This window comes from Mariniblastus fucicola (genome assembly GCF_008087665.1).
GTDB lineage: Bacteria > Planctomycetota > Planctomycetia > Pirellulales > Pirellulaceae > Mariniblastus > Mariniblastus fucicola.
Window position 1 is genome coordinate 2,661,859 of record NZ_CP042912.1, and the last position, 21,358, is coordinate 2,683,216.

Genomic DNA, 21,358 nt, shown 5'->3' on the forward strand with positions numbered 1-21,358 from the left:
GTTCCTGGTAGCTGGAAGTTCAAGCTCGGTTTGCAGTTTGGCCACCAGCTTGCAACGCCTCGGGAAATTTTCAAGCGGCGGGCTTCATTTCCTGATCGAAAATGAACTCTGCGTGCGACTCCGCCGCCAATGGCCTGAAAGACAAAAAGAAGTTTCTGAGAGGGCTCGCCAGTCGTTGCTGTGCGAGCCGATTCAGATTCAAGGCGTAGCTGCGAAAGGCAGAGCGTGGCAGCTACGTTCGAATCGACCGAGACTGCTTTCTAGGCGGTTGCGTCGTCGTCAGTGTCAACGGCTTCGTCACCAGCCTCTGTTGTTGCTTCCTCAGCACTGTCTTCAACTGTTTCCTCAGTCTCTTCAGGGGCATCGTGATCCATGCCGAAATCAAGCGACATCACGTCCGCGACAAGATCTTTGTCAGCCACGAACTCGATGGCTTCATCGAGATTGTCAAAGTTAAACAGGTCGATTCCAATTTGGACGTAATGACATTTCTTGCCATTCGAAATTGCCTTTGCGATTTCACTTTTCGCACCTGCTTTGCGAATGCGATAATGTCCTTCAGCGACGGGATTGCTCATTATGAGTTTCTGAATGTTTCTGGTTGATTGCCGCCGAAGCGATCCATCGGCAGCATGAAATAGGGCGTCCGGCCGCGTCCTGAATTGATTCAAGTTACGGTGGTCGAATAATGGGGATTCCATTTTAGTTTCTTCCGCCGTTATTGATACCCCGATGTTCAATTCTGTTTCAGATTCAATCGAAGCCGCTGCGGCCTGAACAACAATTCCATTGTGGCCAGCCTGATTTCTGCGTAACGCAATCGATTTAGACCATTGCGCCGAAGTACAGCCAATCTGCACATCGCCCGGTCATGCATGGGCTCGATGTCGGCCCGCTCCCGGATTGCGGCGACGCAAAAAGGCGTCTGGATCTTCCGTCTGGCCGTGGCAGAAAGATCGATTTGGTCATGGCGACCCGCGAGCTTGCCCGGTCGACCCCGATTAATGCATGATCTTCAGAATTTCGCGGCAGTTGCAAAATCTTCGACGCGATAGCCGAGTCTGGTCATGACGTTTTCACATCGGTCAAAAAAGTAGTCGAGGTCTTCCTGGCTGAAATAGTTCAAGTAATCTCCCATTTTGCCTTTCCTCGGTTCGACCCAAGTCCGCTCGATCTGAGCTTTCTTTTTCTGACGCTTTCCGAGTCGGACATCCGTTTTGAACCAGTCTCGCTTCATGTCCAGATGTTTGCCTATTTTTTTCAAAGTCTGAGCGTAGTCCTGCATCCAGTCTTCAAATTGAACGACTAGAATTTTTTCCTTGAGCGGCGAGTTTAACCAGGACTCCACATGATTCGCCCAGTAAGTCACCTTGTCCATCGAACCGGCATACTTGACGTAAGAAGGTTCGCGGATGAACTGACTGAATGACATCTCCTCGACTTCTTTTTTGTGGCCGCGGCGAAACTCATAAAGTGACGCCATAACATCAAGGCCATTGCGAACGACGTAGATCAGTTTCGAATCATGAAAAAGTTCAGTCGAATACCTGGCTTCTTCTGTCGGCAAATCTGGAACAGCATCAAACGGAAAATGCGTCTTGATGATCCGCTCTCCGTTCGCCGTAAGCTGCCGCAATTCAGGGACGGATTGGAAGCACTGATGAGCCGGATCGAAAGTCTCGAGGACGACGTATTCCTGCGCCATCATCCGCGGAAAGTTATTTCGAATCGAGTCGATCGTCAGGTGAGTTCCAGAGCGTCGGTGCGAAACGATCAGGACGTTTTGGTTCTTCATGACCTTGACAACGAGAGTTCACGTAAAAACGTCAATTTACTTTGCATGTGAATTTCAATGCAAGATGAGTCCGTTCCCCAACGACGTCGTGCGGATGTCTTTTTATGCTGCCGGCACGCATGCAATAACGCTACTCGCCGAACAGTTCGTCAAAGAATACTTGCATTTGAGCCCAGGACCGTCGGTCAGCCGCCGCTTGATAGGCCGCGCCTTTGGATGGATCGTCGCCGGCCATCGGTTGCGTAAACGCGTGGACAGCACCCGAGTAGGAGATCATTTGCCAATCCACTTTCGCCGCATCGAACTCAGCCTTCATCGCCTCGATGCCCTTCGCAGGGACGAAAGGATCATCGGCGCCGTGACATACCAGGATCTTGCACTGAATGTTCTCTCCATCTGCCGGGTTGGGAGAATCGAGGCCGCCATGGAAACTGACGACTCCATTGACTTTGGCTCCACTCCGCGCCAGTTCCAAAACGCCGGTTCCACCAAAGCAGTATCCGATGGCCGCGACGTTGTTCTGGTCGACGCCGGTTTGTTTGAGCAACTGTTCCAGACCAAGCGTCAGTCGGCTGCGATACAGGTCGCGATCCGACTTGTATTTTGAAGACTGCGCACCTGCCTCTTTCGGATTGGCGGGACGCACGCCTTTGCCATAGATGTCGAGCGCAAATGCGACGTATCCCAGCTTCGCCAATTGTTGACATCGAGATTTCTCGTAGTCGGTCAGCCCCATCCATTGGTGGACAACCAGCACGGCAGGTTTCGGGTTGTCTTTGTCCGCCGAATCGGGAATGGCGACGAATCCTTCGAACTGCAATTCTCCATCGGCGTACGCAACGGTATTCGTTTGGATTTCAGCCTCGTCAGCCGAAGACAAACCATTGCAGACAGCGATAAGAGCGAGAGCCAACAGGAAACGGCGATACATGTGTTTTTCTCCGGGTTGATATCGAGCAATTACGTTGCCCCATTAGAACCTGGAACAACGCGATACAAAACCGTTGCTCGTAGGCGCGATTCATCTCCGGTCCAGAACGGTTTGGCGAAAGAGTTTCTGGATTCGATAAGTAAGTCCGTCAATGGACACAGAATTTGCCCGCCAATGACGAGAATTGCCGCGAAAGGAATCATCGGCTAGCGATCGTGGATTAGCGGTCATGGTTTGGCGATCATTGGCGCGATTGGCGGGCAAACCAATCCGGCATGCCGACAGTGATTCCGCAACGATCAGCGGACTATTGGAATGTCGCGTCGCTGTTACAGATCGATGATTTCGCCCTCGCTGGCGACACTCATTCCTGCCCGTTCGATTCTGCTTTTTGCCGGATGGTTTGGCTGGAGCACTGGATTGGTGTGGTTGAAATGGATGAATCGGATCTTCGATCGTTCGTCCTTCTCCAACGACGAAAACCGGGCAATGCTCTCGCTCACAAACGGATGCGGAATCAGCGACATGTCTCGGCCAGGGATTTCTCCATTGTCAAAAAAAGTACCGTCCAGATACGCCACATCGCAACCCCGGACGACTTCCTCGATCTTCTGGTTCCACTTGCTCCATTTGTCGATGTCCGGAAGAAAGACCGCGGTCTGGTTGGGGCCTTTGATTTTGAAGCCAACCGTTTCCGAAAACTCATCCCGGTGCGGCACCTGAAATGGAGTCACCGTGATTTGGTCGTTCAGTTGAATCGATGTTTCATTTTCCAGACCATTTATCGAGATGTTGTTTAGCGAAACAAGCTGACTCCACGGCCCATTCGATTTCAGGAATTTCCCCATTCGTGGCATCGCATAAACGGGGACTGAGTTGGCTCCGATAACTTCTCGTCCCAGGTGAATCAAGCCTGCGTAGTGCCCGATGTGTGCGTGAGTCAGCAAGATGCCATCCAGCGCCGTGCCAGGTTTTTTGGAAGGAAAGGCCTCGTCCAGCATCCGGACCTGTTGCGGAAAATCCGGCGTGCAATCAAAAAGCCAACGTTGCCCGGAAGCTTCGTCGACGATGGCAACGCAAGTGACATGGCGGCGCAGAGTCGCATCTTTCCACGCGTCCGCACAACAGTCTTTGCGGCACGCAGCCTGCGGAAATCCGGCGTCCTGTGCGACGCCCAAAACGATCAGTTTGACACCGTCCTGCCCGTTGGCTTCGCGGACATCGAGTGAGCCAATCGCCCATGCCAACCAGGCTGCGATGAAAACGAAACGGCAAATCGGAAGCATGCTTTTCATGAGCTGAACTGCGCGGGGCGAACTGGCGAACTGGTGAACTGAATCTCAATTGGATCCAGGTTGGGCATCTCACGGAACATCCTGTTTTATCATGTTGAGCCTGTCAAAACTCTCCGGGCCCCGCACGAGCGAATAGAATCCTGAGATCCCACCGATTGATGTTCACTTTCGACGGGAAAGACAGATGGCAAAGATTGCCCAACTCTTATCGAAAAAACGATTTTGCATCGTCATGTTGGCTAAAGCCCGTACAGCCATTCAATTGGACCTGTCCACATTTCGTTTCTCTGGATAACGCCCGCGTTAACCGAGACGCATGTGAAAATGTAAATTTGAGTGGAGCGGATGATACAATGCGAGGGACGAGCATCATCCGCGGAACGATGTTCGCAACGCGTGAAATGCGGCTTCGGTTCAACGCTTTGTTATCTGGCGGTTTTGCTTGCGTGCTCCAGACTCAGTCAAGTGAACGTGAAACGCGGTACGTTGATTTTGCAAGTTTGGCATCTATTGAAATATCGGCCCGGCCAATTGGTAATCCGCCATCCGGTCCAGTAGGGCGAAACGTAACAAGTTCAATTTCCGAACCTACCACCAATTGCGCCGCATCAGTATACAGGACGCCGCGCAAGTTTGCGCCCTTGCCCTGCCAAGTGCGGAAAAGGATTAGTTTGTCGCCATTTGATTGCGTCGTTATATATGCGGTGTCATCGATAATGTTGTTTTTTGCATCGATCGCGCACTTGCCATTGTCTTCAATGGGGATAGCGCCATCAAAAATGTGTCTTGCTGTTTGATCGAGTGTAGTCATCGAAACGGAATGTTCGCAGCCAAGCATCAACAGGGTGATGAAGGCGGTGAAGACTGTCAGAAGAATGCGCATTATGTAAGCCAGATAACGCCCGCGTTAACCGAGCGGACCGAGAAATGTAAATTTGTGAAAATGGAGTCGGATAAAATGGGAGCCTGCGACCATCCGGCGACAAACCAACCACAAAGCCATCTCCGCTTCGGTTCAACGCTTTGTTATCCCGCGTTTGCGTCGGGGCTTGGAACACGGAGTGCGGATTTTTTAGAATTGTAGCGACTGGGTTGCCGAAAGTACATGATAAACAGCAGCACAACCAAAGCCGTAGTCCATGCGAATGCCAGATTGCGCTGGCCATAGCCCAAGTCGCCACTGATTGCGCTGACCGTCCAGATTGGATGAGTTAACATAAGAAGACCTGCTGCTATGACGATTCGTTTCGAGTGGCGCCGCCGATAGTATTCAACGATCATTGCCAATGTGACAACGAATGCAATTGCCGCGAACAGCAATGCATATTGGCCGTTTACGTTTTGTGCAATCGCTGCACTGTTTTCTCCATCGGCAATCAGGTAGATGGGAACGAAGGAAAGGTTCATGCTCGTCTAGACAGAAAAAATAACAGCACTCTGATTCCTGAGCGGGATAACGCCCGCGTTAACCGAGACGCGGCAACACGGACTGAAGTTGGTTTGGTGGAGTCGGATACAATGGGAGCCTGCGACCATCCGACGACTGATCAACCACGCAGATTTCACGGCTTCGGTTCAACGCTTTGTTATCCAACGTGCTGGGTTATTTGTTCCCCATACTATAGTAACTTGGCCAATCCAAGTCGATCATGCCCTATTCGAGAAAATGGTGTTTGACTTCAAGGCCTGGCCGCAAAGCCTGAAGCGATTGAGCCCCCTTCTTGGTTACCCTCGAACCTTCAAGATTAACGTAATTTAAGTTCTGAAGTCCCATTAAACTGGAAATGCAGTCGTCCGACACAAGGGTGTGCATTAGATCAAGATGTTTCAATTCACCACAGGACGTGAGGTGTTCAATCCCTGCGTCGGTGACCGAGGCATTTAACAATGACAAGCTCTGCAAATTTGAAAGCCTCCCAATTGGTTCGGTAATAGAGTCGTCAAACTGCGATCCTTCCGCACGAACAATGACAACGGTCTGGAAATAGTCATTCCCAGTTACCTTGCCAATTTCTTTAGTCACTCCTTCAAGCGGAGCATCATATTGCACAGTACCGCCACCTTGAACGATTTTGGCAACTGCCGAAGCTTGGCTGCCGGCTCTGCTGCCCGTCCAGCCGACCCATAAGGCCAGCACTGCCGTAAAAGCCAGCAGGAATTTCAGATTGAAACGAGGGACGGCACGTGAACTGGTCATCATTCGCCTCGTGGTTAGTTGGATAACGTCCGCGTTAACCGAGCGGACCTGAAAACGTAAATTAGTGAAATGGAGTCGGATACAATGGGAGCCTGCGACCATCCGACGATTGGCCAACCCTAACGCAAAGGACGCGTCGGTTCAACGCATTGTTATCCGGCGACCGAATGAATCGCGTACACATTCTAACGGCCAGAACCCAAGCAGTCGAGCTGCACATCAGGACGCTTTAGGTTGAATTCGGCAATTCCATCCTGAGTAAAGTTTCCGTCCCAGTATTCAAGCACTCTGAGCGCAGGCAGCTCTGCAATTTGGTGGAGAGCGTCGTCATTGAGCTGATGCGATCTAACTTGGATTTTATAGATTCTTTCAAAAGCATCGGCATTCCACTTAGCCCCGAGTTGATTCATGAACCAAGTAGGCGATTTCTCAGCAATTCCAACAGCGGCACCTTTGCCAAAGTTTTCGCGCTCGCTCTGGCTGTGAAGAACCCTGATGCCCCGCATCCCTATGCGATCGCCACAAATACCCTCGAGAATTCGTTCTTCGTGTGCCTGGGCCGAAAAGTTCCCTATACACCACGCCAGAAATAGCGAAACCGCGAGGGTTACCGCGAGTAGAGTTTTCAACCCAAAGCGAATTTTCATTGCCCAAGCTGGATAACGTCCGTGATCACCGAGCCGGGACGGTTGATTCACCACTTCTAAACCACGCGCAAGACCGGCTTCGCGTGCATCACATTGCTATCCGCCGCTTTTGGGTGGCAGGGAATTGATCAGGTTTTCTATATCCTCCGGTCGCTCAGAGAAGATTTCAACACTACCGCTGCGAATCCATATGCTATACGAACCATCGCGGTCAACGAAGTCCCCCAGTGCATCATAGCTATTATCGTGGGTCATTAGGAGCATCCATTCGGATTCCAACTTCCTCAGTTCTCGTCGCACATCCTCAACAATTTTGTAATCCTGCAACTTTGGATTTAGGATATCGACAGATAGCACTCTGGACGTTGAGTAGAAATCGTCACCTATCCACCAGTCAGACGGAAGTTTTTCCTCGTATCGCTCGAGGCTTCCAAACTCTCCGTATTTCGAAAAAACCTTCGAAAAACGCTCCATCGTATCGGCGATTTCAGCTGCAAACTCATCGGTAAATCTCGATTCCGTTTCCATTCCATCAACCGCATCATTAAACGGAACCGCGTTCAATTCGTTGCGCCTCGCTTCGTCGATGATCACGTAGCCGTTTGGAAGTGGTGAATCAGTTGACGCCATTTGAGTTTTGTCATCTTTTGCGGAATATTCACGTGTGGTGCATCCGAGCGTTGTGAGAACAATCAACGCCAGCAAAATGCTGCGGGATCTTGTTAGCATTGCGTCAGGTACTCTCATGAGGCGGGATAACGCCCGCGTTAACCGAGCGGATCAAGAAATGTAAATCAGTGAAGATGGAGCCGGATACAATGGGAGGTACGACCATCCGGGGATTGGCCAGCCACGAAGGCCTCTCCGCTTCGGTTCAACGCATTGTTATCCGCGTGTGCATCCCCAGCGTTCTTCAATTCTAGCGACCTGCCCCAGCGAAGTCGAGCGCGTCGTCCGCATGGTTCGAGCATGTTAATTGCGCGTCAGAGCGAGTTTGCGGATGAATGACGCCTTCGATCGGATTGTCTTTGCCAATGCGTGCTGCCTTTTCGCCTGCATTCGCCCAGTTCTCGAACAAGTTCGCGCCAAGGCCGCATGTCATCACGCTGCCAACTGCATTCTCTCGCATGCCACGAGCATGTCGGCGCAAGATAGTTCCGCTGGATAACGTCCGCGTTAACCGAGCGGACCAAGTAATGTGAATTAGTGAAACTGGAGTCGGATACAATGGGAGCCTGCGACCATCCGGCGACAAACCAGCCACGCAGCCATCTCCGCTTCGGTTCAACGCATTGTTATCCGCGTGTGCAGCCCCAGCGTTCCTTAATTCTAGCGACCTGACCCAGCGAAGTCGAGCATGTCGTCCGCATGACTAGAGCTTGTTAATTGCACGTCAGCGCGAGCTTGCAGATGAATGACCCCTTGGGTCGGATTGGCTTTGCTAATGCGTGCTGCCGACATTCCAGTATTCGATTGGTTGCCGAGAATGTCCGCATGTCGTCATGCTGCCAACCGCATTTCATTGCATGCCACGAGCCTGTCGACGCAAGATAGTTCCGCTGGATAACGTCCGTGATCACCGAGCCGGGACGGGTGATCGTCCATTTCAAAAGACGCGCAAGACCGGCTTCGCGTGCATCACATTGTTATCCACCGTTTTTTGAGGTGTGGATCCGGCCGAAAGTCCCGCCGACAAAAGCCAGCAAGGTTGCAAGCCCTACATCAGCCATGTTCCGCACTGAATCGCATCTCATTCGCGTGATTTCGTCAGCGGTGTCTCTGTCAATATTGAAGACTATCACATCGGATATCACGCGTCCAATTGTCGGTTGATACAATGCATTGGCCAGGATAACAGCCAACAGATAGAACGTACCAAATATCGCAGTTCCTATCCAGAATGATCGGTTTTTTTCGCCCGGCAGCAACGCATTTGTTACTGCGAACATGCAGAATAATCCAAATGCGCTCCAGCAAACTAGGCTCGGAACCCAAAGATATTCTTTCTGCAAATTGAACACGGAAACGGTTGCGGCAACGAGAACTGCAATCCACGACGTTAACAGCATCATCATGCGGATTGTCAATTCGTGCCTCCGAGGTGGATAACGACTACGATAACCGAGTGGCGGGATTAAATTCTCCATCCCAAAACCGCAAAAATCCGCCGCTTCGGTTCATCGTTGTGTTATCCGCCGACTTGGAGTTGCAAATAGCGTTTCCATGTGATCCGTGTTTCAGTTTCGTCAACACCGCGAGTAATAGTCAGAGTGGTCGATGCAGTGGAGGTGTTCACGGATATTATGTGGAAAGCAAATGGTCGACCGTCAGATTCATCACTGAATATAACTGACCTGCCAGCTTCGGCTTTGTCTCCCAGCTTGTCGTCGATTTTGGGGTCGCGTTTAAGTAATACTTGATAGAATTTGAGCACGTCTTCGACGGAGTCTTCCGTCGTCATTGTGGTTTTGAGCATTATGGACGGAGCAGTGCGTTTTTCGCTCGCGTCCATATTCTTGGCATCTGACATCGCCGCACCGTTGAACTGTGATTTAGGATATCGCCACTTGACGATGGTTCCCATCAAAGTCACCGGCTCGTTGTCATCGACGGCAAATGAAGAAGCACCAAGGCAGAAAAGAAGTATGAATACAGATGCAAGCAATCGCATAGCCTGAGACTCCGATTTAGGTTTGGGAAGCGTCAACAACATTAGCACGAACGAGATCGCGATTCGTTACGTTCAATCTGAAATAATTTCGCGCAGGCGGATAACGTCCGCGTTAACCGAGCGGACCGAGAAATGTAAATTAGTGAAACTGGAGTCGGATATAATGGGAGCCTGCGACCATCCGGCGACAAACCAACCACGAAGCCATCTCCGCTTCGGTTCAACGCATTGTTATCCGCGAGTGCAGCCCAGCGTTCCCTAATTCTAGCGACATGCCCCGGCGAAGTCGAGCACGTCGTCCGCATGATTCGAGCATGCCAATTGCACGTCAGAGCGAGGTTGCGGATGAATGACGCCTTCGGTCAGATTGACTTGCCAATGCGTGCTGCCTTTATGCCTACATTCGATTAGTTGTCGAGCGCGTTCGCCCAAATGCCGCATGTCATCAAGCTGCCAACCGAATTTCATCGCATGTCACGGGCATGTCGACGCAAGATAGCTCCGCTGGATAACGTCCGCGTTAACCGAGCGGACCAAGTAATGTGAATTAGTGAAACTGGAGTCGGATACAATGGGAGCCTGCGACCATCCGGCGACTAGCCGACCACGAAGCCATCTCCGCTTCGGTTCAACGCTTTGTTATCCTCGAGTGCAGCCCCCAGCGTTCCCTAATTCTAGCGACCTGCCCCAGTGAAGTCGAGCACGTCGTCCGCATGATTCGAGCATGTCAATTGCATGTCAGAGCGAGGTTGCGGATGAATGACGTTCGTGATTAGCTTGGTTTTGCAAATGCTTGCTATCTTTATGCCTACATTCGATTAGTTGTCGAGCGCGTTCGTACAAATGCCGCATGTCATCACACTGCCAACCGCATTTCATCGCATGTCACGAGCATGTCGACGCAAGATAGCTCCGCTGGATAACGTCCGCGTTAACCGAGCGGACCAAGAAATGGAAATTAGTGAAACTGGAGTCGGATATAATGGGAGGAACGACCATCCGGCGACAGGCCAACCACGAAGGCCTCTCCGCTTCGGTTCAACGCTTTGTTATCAAGACTGCGCAATGATTTACTTCGTTGCCGTAGCGGTTCCACCCATCAAAATCGGGTGTTCTTGCGACAGGCATTCAATTAAGGATAGTCAAACATCGGGAGTACCAAAGTCGTGCAAACGAGAAAGATCAGCAAGAGAATTGCGGAGCTTATCCGAATCTTTGAAAGGTTGTTTGGCGTCAGTGATTTGTAGCTAAGCCAGGGAATCAGTACCAAGAAAGGCACCAACCATACAAGGCTATTGCGAAATGCTACTCGATCAAATGTGGCGGTGGAATTCGCAAGTTGACCAAGTTGCGAGACAATAAAGACGTATAAAGCCAGTAGTCCGTATCCTACAGAAACCTGAACGTATCCGTATCTATTATTGGTTTTGCCTTGCGACGTCGCCTTTACGGTCGGAGTTTCGTATGGATTCATGGCATGGAACCCCAGTCTGGATAACGCCCGCGTTAACCGAGGCGTCGAAAAGTGTTGAGGTTGTGAAAATGGAGTCGGATACAATGGGAGGCACGACCATCCGGCGACAGATCGGCCGGGAAGCGTAGGACGCTTCGGTTCAACGCTTTGTTATCCAGACAGCCGGGTGATCTATTCTCGGTATTCTATTGGCCAAACCAATCGAAGTCGAGCATTACTGTCGTGTCGCCTGTGATTGCATTTGAACATACGCTTCATTTGGCAGTGTTTGTGGCTCAGGATTGGTCCAAAGCCTTGTGTAGCTGGCCAACGGCGAAATCATGCCGGTGGATTCTGCGATTGGTTCTAGTGGAGCGTATACGTGGTAGTAATTCAATTCATATTCAAGCCGGCTATCCAGCCAAACCAATGGCCCGATGCTCGTGACATAAATTGGGAAGATCGATATCAGTAGCGCGGCAATCACAAGCATTTTCGCAGCGCTTCCTATTCGATTCCGAAACAGCAGAATGAGGCAAAGAAATAGCGGCACAAAGCTCAGCAACAGGATGGTCAAGCCGGGAGAGTAGGTAAAGCCGATGGCGAAAAGGGCAACGGCAACCAACAGAAACCTAATCGAGATTTTGGTCATAACGCCGCACTCCTTGCTCAGTCTGGATACCGTCCGCGTTAACCGAGTGGCGGGATTAGATTCTCCATCTCAAAACCGCAATAATCCGCCGCTTCGGTTCATCGTTTTGTTATCCCGCCGGTATCGTTAGATCCAGCCTTTTATTGTTTCGATTACATCACGAATATCTTCGGTATTTTCATGCGTTTCTCCTAACCCATCCCTGACTGTTGCGGACGCGACGCGATCAGGGTCGATATCATTATCAGCAAATATATCGACCGAAATGGGGAGCGAGTAGGTGTCGCCCGGTTGAATAGAAACATTTCCGAATATCTCATTGGTTAAACAGTTCGTTCCAATAAACAAACGAGCTCCTGTATCGAGTTTAAGTTCCGCTGCCTTGATGGTTACAGGCAATGTTCCATGATTTGCCATTTCCAACACAATGCAACGCAATGTTTCGCCAGTTGAAACCATCATGTGGGAGCAGGTGACCGATAGTTTTAGGTCTCTTGGTTTTGGCCCTCGTTGGACTGGATTTCTACTTTTCAACCAAACGAAGAGCATGGTCCCAAATGCGAGTAGTATAAATCCTACCGTTTGTGATCCGTCTTGATATTTGTCGATGATTGCCGAGTATTTTTCACCAGCCGCGATGTAAACAATAAGCTCCCAAAGAGGAGATGCGAGCAGTGCAAGCCCCGCAGTGACAATAAGCTTTGGCAACCGAGTTTCTGTGTCACCCCAGTAAAGACGCATTGCTTCAAGCGCGAACGCGTAGAATTGGTTTTGGGTGTCAGTTTTCATTTATGCTTTGGTTAGGCGGGATAACGTCCGCGTTAACCGAGACGCGGCAACACGGACTGAATTTGGTTTAGTTGAGTCGGATATAATGGGAGCCTGCGACCATCCGACGACTGATCGGCCAAGCAAGTTTCACGGCTTCGGTTCAACGCATTGTTATCCAAGCAGCCGGGTGAAACGCTCTCAATATCGTAATAAATCAGCCAATCGAAGTCGAGTATGTCCGTCAGTCTGTGGATTCGCCTTGAACTCGCTCGAAGCTCTTGAGAAGTGCCTCGATATTTCGCTTTCCAATTGGATTTGCGCTTTGAATATTCCACTGCGGTAATTTTTCATCGTGATCGAGACAGAAATCGACAAGCCATTTCGCGCAATCCATTCCTGAGGGACCGTCGCCTAAATCATGGTCGAAACAAATTGCATCAGGAATTGAGTGTTCCAATATCCATTCAGCAAATTCTGCGTAGGATTTAACCCATTGAATCGTGGCGTGCTGAATTGGAAAACAGCTTTGCCATCGCTGTTCTGCGGGATTGCGTTCATCGTCCAACCAAAGCAAGGTGAGCATTTCAGTCATGAATTTGACGTGCTAGTTCGAGCCTGTCTGCGCGAGATAGTTTGGTTGGATAACGCCCGCGTTAACCGAGCGGACCTGAAAATGTGAATTAGTGAAAATGGAGTCGGATACAATGGGAGCCTGCGACCATCCGGCGACAAGTCAACCGTGACGACCTCTCCGCTTCGGTTCAACGCATTGTTATCTGGCGACGTATCTCCAGCGCGGCGAAGAATGTCAATCACTCAAACCCATTCGCCAAGAAGTTCGTACAAATCTTCACCAGAACTGGAAACCACTGATCTATCGGTCATCATTGTTCCAATCAGTTTTATTCGAAGTTCATCAGCGTGTTGCTGGATAAATTCATGGACTATTGGTTTACCGAGAAACCCTTGAAGCAATTTCTTAATACTTGCATCCACCGCCGGATCCATTGTCGCATACGAAGCCTGAGCGTGCAGTTTTGTGTTTCCGTTCAGCAGTGTTTTCTGTAGGATCCCGCAAATTTCGTCGCGCACAGCGGTGTCTCGGCAAACTGCATGATTGCTGAATATGGTCCCAACCCCTTCAGTGAATTCGATGAACGCGTTTCTGAAGCCGGAGATGCTGGGCCCTGCGTCACGATAGACGGCTTGTGAGTTTAAGTGGGCGGAAAAGCGTTCGGCTTCGCGAAAACACGGCTTGCACATGCCTTTGTTGCGCTCGGCCGTTCGCGTAAGGATCGCCCGACCGCATCCTGTACAATCAGTTTTTGGTTCAGCCATTTGGTTAGCCAGATAACGTCCGCGTTAACCGAGCGGACCTGAAAATGTAAATTAGTGAAACTGGAGTCGGATACAATGGGAGCCTGCGACCATCCGGCGACAAACCAGCCACGAAGCCATCTCCGCTTCGGTTCAACGCTTTGTTATCCGCGATTGCCGTCCTTGGCGTACCTTAATTCTAGCGTCCTGCCCCAGCGAAGTCGAGCACGTCGTCCGCATGATTCGAGTATGTCAATTGCACGTCAGAGCGAGGTTGGGGGTGAATGTCGCCTTCGATCTGATTGACTTTGCCAATGCGTGCTGTATTTGTGCCTGCATTCGCCCAGTTCTCGAATACGTCCGCGCAAGGGCTGCATTTCATCACACTGCAAACTGCATTTTCTTGCATGTCACAAACCTGTCGACGCAAGATAGTTCCGCTGGATAACGTCCGCGTTAACCGAGCGGACCTAAAAACGTAAATTAGTGAAAATGGAGTCGGATACAATGGGAGCCCGCGACAATCCGGCGACTTGCCAACCACGAAGCCATCTCCGCTTCGGTTCAACGCTTTGTTATCCTGCAACGGGCCGGGGCCGTGCTCCAATTCTAACGAGTCGGCCAATCGAAGTCGAGCATGTTCTGCCGCATGATTCGAGCATGTTGACCGCGTGTCGGAGCGAACTTGGCCAAACCAAAGTGCTGCGATCGGATTCGTACTGCAGGTGCTTGCTGCCATTGTGTCCGCAACCGCCTTCGAGCATGTCCGTTGCAATGGCCGCATGCCTTTGCGCTGCTGACCGCAATTCGTTGCATGCCACGAGCATGTCGGCGCGCGATAGCTCCGCAGGATAACGCCCGCGTTAACCGAGGCGTCGAAAAGGTTTGAATTTGTGAAAATAGGAGTCGGATACAATGGGAGGTACGACCATCCGACGACTGGCCAACCCCAACGCTGTGAACGCTTCGGTTCAACGCTTTGTTATCCAGACAGCCGGGTGATTTGCATTCCAATTGTACAGGCCTGAGCTGCATTTTTCGAGGCATTGCGTTACTGCAAGCGTTTAATTTCGCAGTAGGTCAAGCAATGCCTGGTTCATATCGACAATCTTCGCGTCAGGGAATGTGGATTCGATTTCAGCGTTTCGAGTCTCGCTGTCACCGTAAACGATAATCTTGTTCAGCCGCGGAAGTTGTTTGAGATAATTCTCGAGTTTACTGTATTTGTTTCGTGGAATCCTCGCGCAGCATGCGCTACATAGCAGATTTCTTCTCAATGAGTTTTCGTCGGCGATACAAAAATACTGGCAGTCATCGAAGCCAACGGCGCCGCCATGAGACTGTATCTGCCTGACGGTTTTTTGTTGTCTCCTCGCTGGCTCAAGCACAATGGACATCGCCACAAATGTGATCGCTACGAAAATCAAAAATGTCCTGGTTGTGAATCGCACGGGACCCAGTCTGGATAACGCCCGCGTTAACCGAGGCGTCAAAAAGGTTTGAATTCGTGAAAAAAGGAGTCGGATATAATGGGAGCCTGCGACCATCCGGCGACTGGCCAACCCTAACGCATTGGACGCTTCGGTTCAACGCATTGTTATCCTGCGCACGTCGTGGACCGAGTTCAGTTTTTAGTTGTGTGAGCGCGCATGATTGAGCGCGTCAACATCAAAAAAAGTCGCATTCTCGATGAAAAGGTAAGGGCCAGGAGTCGTGTTATCGTTCGAAAATGAATCCACCCTCAGGCGACATGATAGAAGTGTCAGCCACATCTGGCGTGAAGACGGGAAGCAATCCAAACAGGCATCCGCGAGTATTGGTGACAGATCGGCGATGACTCGAATGTGCCCTTTGGCTTTGTCATCCCACAGTATATTCGTCTCGATAGTATACGGTATTCCGTCAGGTGTCGTGCCGTTAAATACGTCGAGATGATCTGAATGTCTCGGTGATCCCAGGCGTGAAGCGAGATCTTGATAGGAGGTCGCACGATATTGCGCGACGTGATCGACAAGCAGCGTTTCAAGCAGTTTTCGATCAGTGGTCATGCGGATTGAGCTGGATAACGTCCGCGTTAACCGAGCGGACCTGAAAATGTAAATTAGTGAAAATGGAGCCGGATACAATGGGAGCCTGCGACCATCCGGCGACAAACCAATCACGAAGCCATCTCCGCTTCGGTTCAACGCATTGTTATCCAGACAGCCGAGTGATTTGTGTTTCAGTATTCTATCGGCGTCAATTGCCGCAGTCGAGCATGCCTACGAGGCCCGTCACCGCCAATCGTTAGGTGGTTTGACTGTGTCCGGCTTTGATATGTCGTCGGTATCGACAACCTCGATCGTGATTTTGTCCCCAATTTTGATAGCGGGAACGTCGTAGTCGAAAAGTTGATTCGTTTCAGGAACGCCACTCACGTGAAAATCGATATCATCCGGCGTCCTGTGTGTCCAACTGAGAGCGGCCCCCAAAACGCGGTGACCATCATCAGCACCAGCAGTGCAGATCACGTCGCCGTTTAATATGATTTTGAATGCGAGCATTTCATTACCTGAAACTCAGTCTGGATAACGCCCGCGTTAACCGAGGCGTCGATTAGGTATGAATTCGTGAAAACAGTCGTCGGATACAATGGGAGGTACGACCATCCGACGACTGGCCAACCACGAAGCCATCTCCGCTTCGGTTCAACGCTTTGTTATCCGCGAGTGCAGCCCCAGCGTTCCCTAATTCTAGCGACCCGCCCCAGCGAAGTCGAGCACGTCGTCCGCATGATTCGAGCATGTCAATTGCATGTCAGAGCGAGGTTGCGGATGAATGACGTTCGTGATTAGCTTGGTTTTGCAAATGCTTGCTATCTTTATGCTTACATTCGATTAGTTGTCGAGCGCGTTCGTGCAAATGCCGCATGCCATCACACTGCCAACCGCATTTCATCGCATGTGACGAGCATGTCGACGCAAGATAGCTCCGCTGGATAACGCCCACGTTAACCGAGGCGTCGAAAAGTGTTGAAGTTGTGAAAACAGTCGTCGGATATAATGGGAGGTACGACCATCCGACGACTTGGCCAACCCTGACGAAATGGACGCTTCGGTTCAACGCTTTGTTATCCAGACGACCGGGTGATCCGGTTTATTTTTCTTTTTTGGTCTCTCCATCTTTTGCATCAGCACCTACTGGCTTTGCCACTGATTTTGGAATTTCTGTTGGTCGGAAACGCCGTATAGAAAAACTTGGTTTGTCATTGAACATTCGAATTGCAAAGTCTGCGTTGTCACCGAGAAAGTTTGCCCCGCTTGACGTGATGAGTGAACGTGAAACGTCGATAGAATTCGCAAGCGAGGCGGATTTCTTCATATTCGTTATATTTGGAAAGTAGAGGCGGATGTGGTCTGAATTCTCGGAAATCTCAGACAGTGCGACCAGAAACCTGTCATCCAATTCGGGCATTGAAATAAAGAATGCCAGTTTTTTGTTCAGTTTTCGAACCTTAATCGTATAGGTGTAAAAAGAAAAGTTCGATTTCTTTACGTCCCAATTCACGAACCCCACGGCCATTTCGCCTCGTTTAACATCCACCGTCTTTAAGTGAAACAGTGCATCGCCAAAAGTTGGCATCTTTAATTCCAGTTCCTCATCAAGGTCCGCAAAACCATCGGGCATCGACCAGCCTTCTGAGTACGCTTGGTACTCCTGCCATACGCCAAACAGTCTGCCATACTCGCTGAAATCTGGAATTTCCCCAAATGGCGATTCGACAATAACCCATTCGTCAGCCTTGAGTGGAATGTCTTGCGCCGACGAAATAGTCGCGCACAGAGTGAACAACAGCAGAGAAGCAATGGATAACGCTGAGTTGATCATCGAAATGTCTCCGTCTGGATAACGTCCGCGTTAACCGAGCGGACCTGGAAATGTGAATTGGTTAAACTGGAGTCGGATATAATGGGAGCCTGCGACCATCCGGCGACAAACCAACCACGAAGCCATCTCCGCTTCGGTTCAACGCTTTGTTATCCGCGATTGCCGTCCCCGGCGTTCCTTAATTCTAGCGACCTGACCCAGCGAAGTCGAGCATGTCGTCCGCATGGCTAGAGCATATTAATTGCACGTCAGAGCGAGCTTGCAGATGAATGACCCCTTGGGTCGGGTTGGCTTTGCCAATGCGTGCTGCCGACATTCCAGTATTCGATTGGTTGCCGAGCATGTCCGCATGTCGTCACGCTGCCAGTCGCATTTACTTGCACGTCACGAGCCTGTCGACGCCAGATAGCTCCGCTGGATAACGTCCACGTTAACCGAGCGGACCAAAAAATGTGAATTAGTGAAAATGGAGTCGGATACAATGGGAGCCTGCGACCATCCGGCAACTAGCCAACCACGAAGGCTTCTCCGCTTCGGTTCAACGCATTGTTATCCAGACAGCGGAGTGTATTGCTGTCCAATTCTATCAAGGTGATTCGTCGAAGTGAAGTATTTGAAATTGCCGAATTTGTGCAAGCTCAGCCCAGCCTTGTCTTCAAGTATTCAATAATTTGGTTAGGAAGTGGATAGTCAATTTCTAGGCATTCACGTTGGTCTTGTCGCCTGATTTTCGCGTTCGTAATGTGGCGCAGTTTTGAAACCATCAGGTGGATTGAAGAGTTTTTGATTTCTTGACGTTCCGGTTCACTCATTCGCTGATAAAACTCAGACGGGATGTCTGGATCTTGATCATGAAAATGATCAAGGTGCCAATTCAATCTGTCGACGCCCGTATCAAGAAACTCCTCCCAGGTGAATTCCAGTGAATCACCCGACGCTCGGTTACTTACGGCATCTCGCGCGTAGGGCACTACGATCACTCGCCGATCTCCAGTGTCTACAAACAACTCGATAACGGCTATTGAAAATCTCGCCACTGAAGTCAGTCTGGATAACGCCCGCGTTAACCGAGGCGTCGAAAAGGTTTGAATTTGTGAAAACGGAGGAGGATACAATGGTAGCGAAGCGGACATCCGACGACTGGCCGGCCCTAACGCTGTGGACGCTTCGGTTCAACGCTTTGTTATCCAGACAGCAGATCGCTAGGCGTTGTACTGACCCAAAATTCAAGTGTAGTCTATTCGCATGCTGCGGATTGTGCGATTTGTGCCATGTTTCGCAAAAGTTCCGTGAACTCAAAGACAAGTCGTGGTATTTCTTTTGGCTGATAGATGTATGTCATGAAGTGTAGCATAGTGCCCGATTCATTGACCTCCAATTGGCATCGCCGTTTCTTTGCTATGAGTTTCTTTAGTGGATTGTTCGTGTCCTTGCGAGCAGAAATTGCTTCGACGAATTTTGACCATAGGTTAGTCGAAACTATCTGATGTCCTATTCCAAATGATTCTCTGCATGCAAGAACCGTAACGCACCTGAACGATCCGGCCGGAGCGCCCGGTGGACTATCAGCATATTGATAGAAAAACAAATGAATGTCGCCAAAATCGGATGGATAAACAACGCGACGTGCAGTCGACCTGTTTCTGTAGAACCTGTTCATCAACTCAAAAGCAGCGAACGGTTTCAGGAACTCTTCACAAGACATTTCCTCATGAAAGACTGCACCAATCTTATCGGCATATTCAACCATTTCCCTTTCGACACGAAACCCCTTGGCACGAACCCAAAGAAGAAAGGCAACGATTGACACGAACGCGAAGAAAGCTGCCGCCAAGAACTCAACTGGCGTGACGGCAACCGCTACGAGAAGGATTGGTGATTGCATTTCTTGGCAGTGAAGGGGCTGTTGTCGAGAGAAAAGCCCGGTCTGGATAACGCCCGTGTTAACCGAGACGCGGCAACACGGACTGAAGTTTGTTTAGTTGAGTCGGATATAATGGGAGGCACGACCATCCGACGACTGATCGGCCAAGAAGATTTCACGGCTTCGGTTCAACGCTTTGTTATCCCGCGATCACGTGCATGCTGCGTTGTGTTTGATTTAAATCCAAACCCAGTTTAACGCGATGATTGTGCCGTAGCAAACGATGAGCCAGAATGGAAGAAAGAGAAATTCAGCCAAGTCTTGAATCGAAAATCCTGTCGGTTTCTCGTCTCTTAGAACGTAAGACATGAACGATGTCAGCGGAACGCCAAATACTGCGACCGGCAAAGCGACATACTTGACAGCAGGCCTCACATGGCGACTCGTGGGATCGGGAAAAACAAGCCAGATGACGAGTGTGAATGCGCCAATAAAGATAATGAAACGAGTCGTCGCTTGCTCCCGTTCGTAGTTGCGCAACATGTAATTCTTGGCCAGCATCGCGATTGCGAACGTTCCAACTAGCAGCGCAATCGAGTCGGTCATGATTCGCTGTTCCTGAGCTGGATAACGCCCGCGTTAACCGAGGCGTCGGAAAGTGTTGAAGTTGTGAAAACAGTCGTCGGATATAATGGGAGGTACGACCATCCGACGATTGGCCAACCCTAACGCTGTGGACGCTTCGGTTCAACGCTTTGTTATCCCGCGCTGCCCCTACGACCAGTATTCTGGATTCGCCAACGTCTCTTCCATCAGTGAGTCCGACAGATGAGGCAGGTCGGGCAAATCGTGCGATTTGACAAGACCATCGAATTTTACCGGGCCGTGTTTGGCGGGCAATGCGATTCCATCTAAAAACACGTATCGCTGCCCAAGTTCTATTGATTCGTGTATCGGCAAAACGGCATCCATCCAATCCTCGGGTGTTACCAGCAGATTGTTTTCGATCAATTGGCCGTCAGTAATCAATTTTTGGTTCCGCGGTGTTTGTTTCGCGGCCAATGTTCGAAGTGATCCTCTCAGTCGAACGCATTTCGCAAACATGAATGATCGACAGCAAACTGTGCATGGCCAAAGCCAGCCAGACCCGCCAGCGGGAAACACATCTTTCCGATGCCAAGAAGCGTCGACGATCGCCTTGCGGCAGTCACATCCAAATGAATCGCCACTGTCGTCGGAAACAAGCCATAGGTATTTTGTAAACCAAACCATGTTCAGATGAGCGGGATAACGCCCGCGTTAACCGAGACGCGGCGAAAAGGTATGTAGTGAGTGTAGCGGATGATACAATGCGAGGCACGAGCATCATCCGCGGAACGATGTTGGTACAGCGGGAAACGCGGCTTCGGTTCAACGCTTTGTTATCCCGCGTAATGAGCAACCAACGGTTTCGCCATTCTTAGGCGTCGTCTTGCATGTCTTTATGGAGCAAGATGAATTGATCACGCTCACTTATGATTGTATTGGAGGCGCCCGCAAAATCAATGTCGGTCAACGCGCCATCAATGTAGGCGCGAAACACGGCGAATTCAGACGCAGAGCCCGTAAACCGCTTGTACAGTTCTCGCGATATGCCGTTGTGAAAAACATGGATACGATGGTTCATCTCGATAGCGGAGATTTCACCATTCTCGACAGATTCTATGCCAGCCCGAAGCTTGGAAAGTTCTCCCAGCAAAAGACGCTCATGGGCAGTGTCAGCAAGCTTGCGTATCCGCTTTCTGTCTAGTTTTGAATACATGTGCCTGTACATTCACAGGAGTGGGATAACGCCCGCGGTAACCGAGGCGCGGCAACACGGACTGAAGTTAGTTTAGTTTTAGGAATTTGCCGGACGA

Annotated in this window: 26 protein-coding genes; 1 reads left to right on the plus strand and 25 read right to left on the minus strand. The window is 50.4% G+C overall.

From position 1 onward, the window contains the following. Positions 1-260: 260 nt before the first annotated feature. From MFFC18_RS09805 to MFFC18_RS09920, 25 genes are all read right to left on the minus strand, one after another. The gene (locus MFFC18_RS09805) at positions 261-578 is read right to left on the minus strand and encodes a hypothetical protein (RefSeq protein ID WP_075082311.1); all 318 of its coding nucleotides are present in this window, start codon (positions 576-578) and stop codon (positions 261-263) included. 437 nt (positions 579-1,015) lie between these two features. After that, a complete protein-coding gene (locus MFFC18_RS09810) occupies positions 1,016-1,795 on the minus strand; it encodes a sulfotransferase domain-containing protein (protein ID WP_075082312.1) in 780 nt (259 codons plus the stop codon). Positions 1,796-1,925: 130 nt separating this feature from the next. Beyond that, on the minus strand, positions 1,926-2,726 hold the full coding sequence (locus MFFC18_RS09815; RefSeq protein ID WP_075082313.1) for a dienelactone hydrolase family protein: 801 nt from the start codon (positions 2,724-2,726) through the stop codon (positions 1,926-1,928). Positions 2,727-3,055: 329 nt separating this feature from the next. Then, positions 3,056-4,021: an MBL fold metallo-hydrolase gene (locus tag MFFC18_RS09820; RefSeq protein ID WP_075082314.1), complete on the minus strand. Its 966-nt coding sequence runs from the start codon at positions 4,019-4,021 to the stop codon at positions 3,056-3,058. 457 nt (positions 4,022-4,478) lie between these two features. Continuing rightward, positions 4,479-4,904, minus strand: a complete 426-nt coding sequence (locus tag MFFC18_RS09825; RefSeq protein ID WP_075082315.1) for a hypothetical protein — start codon at positions 4,902-4,904, stop codon at positions 4,479-4,481. 143 nt (positions 4,905-5,047) lie between these two features. Further along, a complete protein-coding gene (locus MFFC18_RS09830) occupies positions 5,048-5,428 on the minus strand; it encodes a hypothetical protein (protein ID WP_075082316.1) in 381 nt (126 codons plus the stop codon). 247 nt (positions 5,429-5,675) lie between these two features. Further along, positions 5,676-6,218 (minus strand): hypothetical protein, encoded by a 543-nt coding sequence (locus MFFC18_RS09835; protein WP_148618769.1) that lies wholly within the window; start codon positions 6,216-6,218, stop codon positions 5,676-5,678. Between the two features lie 185 nt (positions 6,219-6,403). After that, positions 6,404-6,865, minus strand: coding sequence for a hypothetical protein (locus MFFC18_RS09840; protein WP_075085379.1), 462 nt, complete (start codon positions 6,863-6,865; stop codon positions 6,404-6,406). A gap of 96 nt (positions 6,866-6,961) precedes the next feature. After that, complete coding sequence (locus MFFC18_RS09845; protein WP_148618770.1) at positions 6,962-7,570, minus strand: hypothetical protein; 609 nt, start codon at positions 7,568-7,570, stop codon at positions 6,962-6,964. Between the two features lie 214 nt (positions 7,571-7,784). After that, a complete protein-coding gene (locus MFFC18_RS09850; RefSeq protein WP_148618771.1) occupies positions 7,785-8,015 on the minus strand; it encodes a hypothetical protein in 231 nt (76 codons plus the stop codon). Between the two features lie 496 nt (positions 8,016-8,511). Continuing rightward, positions 8,512-8,952 carry a hypothetical protein gene (locus tag MFFC18_RS09855; protein ID WP_148618772.1) on the minus strand — a complete coding sequence of 147 codons (441 nt, stop codon included), beginning with the start codon at positions 8,950-8,952 and terminating at the stop codon, positions 8,512-8,514. Between the two features lie 101 nt (positions 8,953-9,053). After that, complete coding sequence (locus MFFC18_RS09860) at positions 9,054-9,536, minus strand: hypothetical protein (protein WP_238381296.1); 483 nt, start codon at positions 9,534-9,536, stop codon at positions 9,054-9,056. 264 nt (positions 9,537-9,800) lie between these two features. Then, positions 9,801-10,004, minus strand: coding sequence for a hypothetical protein (locus MFFC18_RS24905; RefSeq protein ID WP_168211083.1), 204 nt, complete (start codon positions 10,002-10,004; stop codon positions 9,801-9,803). Positions 10,005-11,224: 1,220 nt separating this feature from the next. Beyond that, positions 11,225-11,641, minus strand: coding sequence for a hypothetical protein (locus MFFC18_RS09865; RefSeq protein ID WP_075082318.1), 417 nt, complete (start codon positions 11,639-11,641; stop codon positions 11,225-11,227). Between the two features lie 126 nt (positions 11,642-11,767). Further along, on the minus strand, positions 11,768-12,430 hold the full coding sequence (locus MFFC18_RS09870) for a hypothetical protein (protein WP_075082319.1): 663 nt from the start codon (positions 12,428-12,430) through the stop codon (positions 11,768-11,770). Between the two features lie 223 nt (positions 12,431-12,653). After that, on the minus strand, positions 12,654-13,004 hold the full coding sequence (locus MFFC18_RS25795; protein WP_202907488.1) for a cyclic-phosphate processing receiver domain-containing protein: 351 nt from the start codon (positions 13,002-13,004) through the stop codon (positions 12,654-12,656). A 224-nt stretch (positions 13,005-13,228) separates the two neighbouring features. Beyond that, complete coding sequence (locus MFFC18_RS09880; RefSeq protein WP_075082320.1) at positions 13,229-13,750, minus strand: hypothetical protein; 522 nt, start codon at positions 13,748-13,750, stop codon at positions 13,229-13,231. 178 nt (positions 13,751-13,928) lie between these two features. Beyond that, on the minus strand, positions 13,929-14,138 hold the full coding sequence (locus MFFC18_RS09885) for a hypothetical protein (RefSeq protein WP_148618774.1): 210 nt from the start codon (positions 14,136-14,138) through the stop codon (positions 13,929-13,931). 1,222 nt (positions 14,139-15,360) lie between these two features. Next, positions 15,361-15,777 carry a hypothetical protein gene (locus tag MFFC18_RS09890; protein ID WP_075082323.1) on the minus strand — a complete coding sequence of 139 codons (417 nt, stop codon included), beginning with the start codon at positions 15,775-15,777 and terminating at the stop codon, positions 15,361-15,363. A gap of 225 nt (positions 15,778-16,002) precedes the next feature. After that, entirely contained in the window at positions 16,003-16,272 is a 270-nt protein-coding gene (locus tag MFFC18_RS09895) for a hypothetical protein (protein WP_075082324.1), read from the minus strand. A gap of 592 nt (positions 16,273-16,864) precedes the next feature. Continuing rightward, the gene (locus MFFC18_RS09900; protein ID WP_075082325.1) at positions 16,865-17,596 is read right to left on the minus strand and encodes a hypothetical protein; all 732 of its coding nucleotides are present in this window, start codon (positions 17,594-17,596) and stop codon (positions 16,865-16,867) included. A gap of 638 nt (positions 17,597-18,234) precedes the next feature. After that, a complete protein-coding gene (locus MFFC18_RS09905) occupies positions 18,235-18,633 on the minus strand; it encodes a hypothetical protein (protein WP_148618775.1) in 399 nt (132 codons plus the stop codon). 200 nt (positions 18,634-18,833) lie between these two features. Beyond that, positions 18,834-19,481 (minus strand): hypothetical protein, encoded by a 648-nt coding sequence (locus MFFC18_RS09910; protein WP_075082327.1) that lies wholly within the window; start codon positions 19,479-19,481, stop codon positions 18,834-18,836. A 216-nt stretch (positions 19,482-19,697) separates the two neighbouring features. Beyond that, complete coding sequence (locus MFFC18_RS09915; protein WP_148618776.1) at positions 19,698-20,021, minus strand: hypothetical protein; 324 nt, start codon at positions 20,019-20,021, stop codon at positions 19,698-19,700. Between the two features lie 213 nt (positions 20,022-20,234). Continuing rightward, entirely contained in the window at positions 20,235-20,489 is a 255-nt protein-coding gene (locus MFFC18_RS09920) for a hypothetical protein (RefSeq protein WP_148618777.1), read from the minus strand. Between the two features lie 442 nt (positions 20,490-20,931). Here MFFC18_RS09920 and MFFC18_RS09925 point away from each other — a divergent pair, with 442 nt between their 5' ends. Further along, positions 20,932-21,249: a hypothetical protein gene (locus MFFC18_RS09925; protein ID WP_148618728.1), complete on the plus strand. Its 318-nt coding sequence runs from the start codon at positions 20,932-20,934 to the stop codon at positions 21,247-21,249. Positions 21,250-21,358 lie beyond the last annotated feature (109 nt).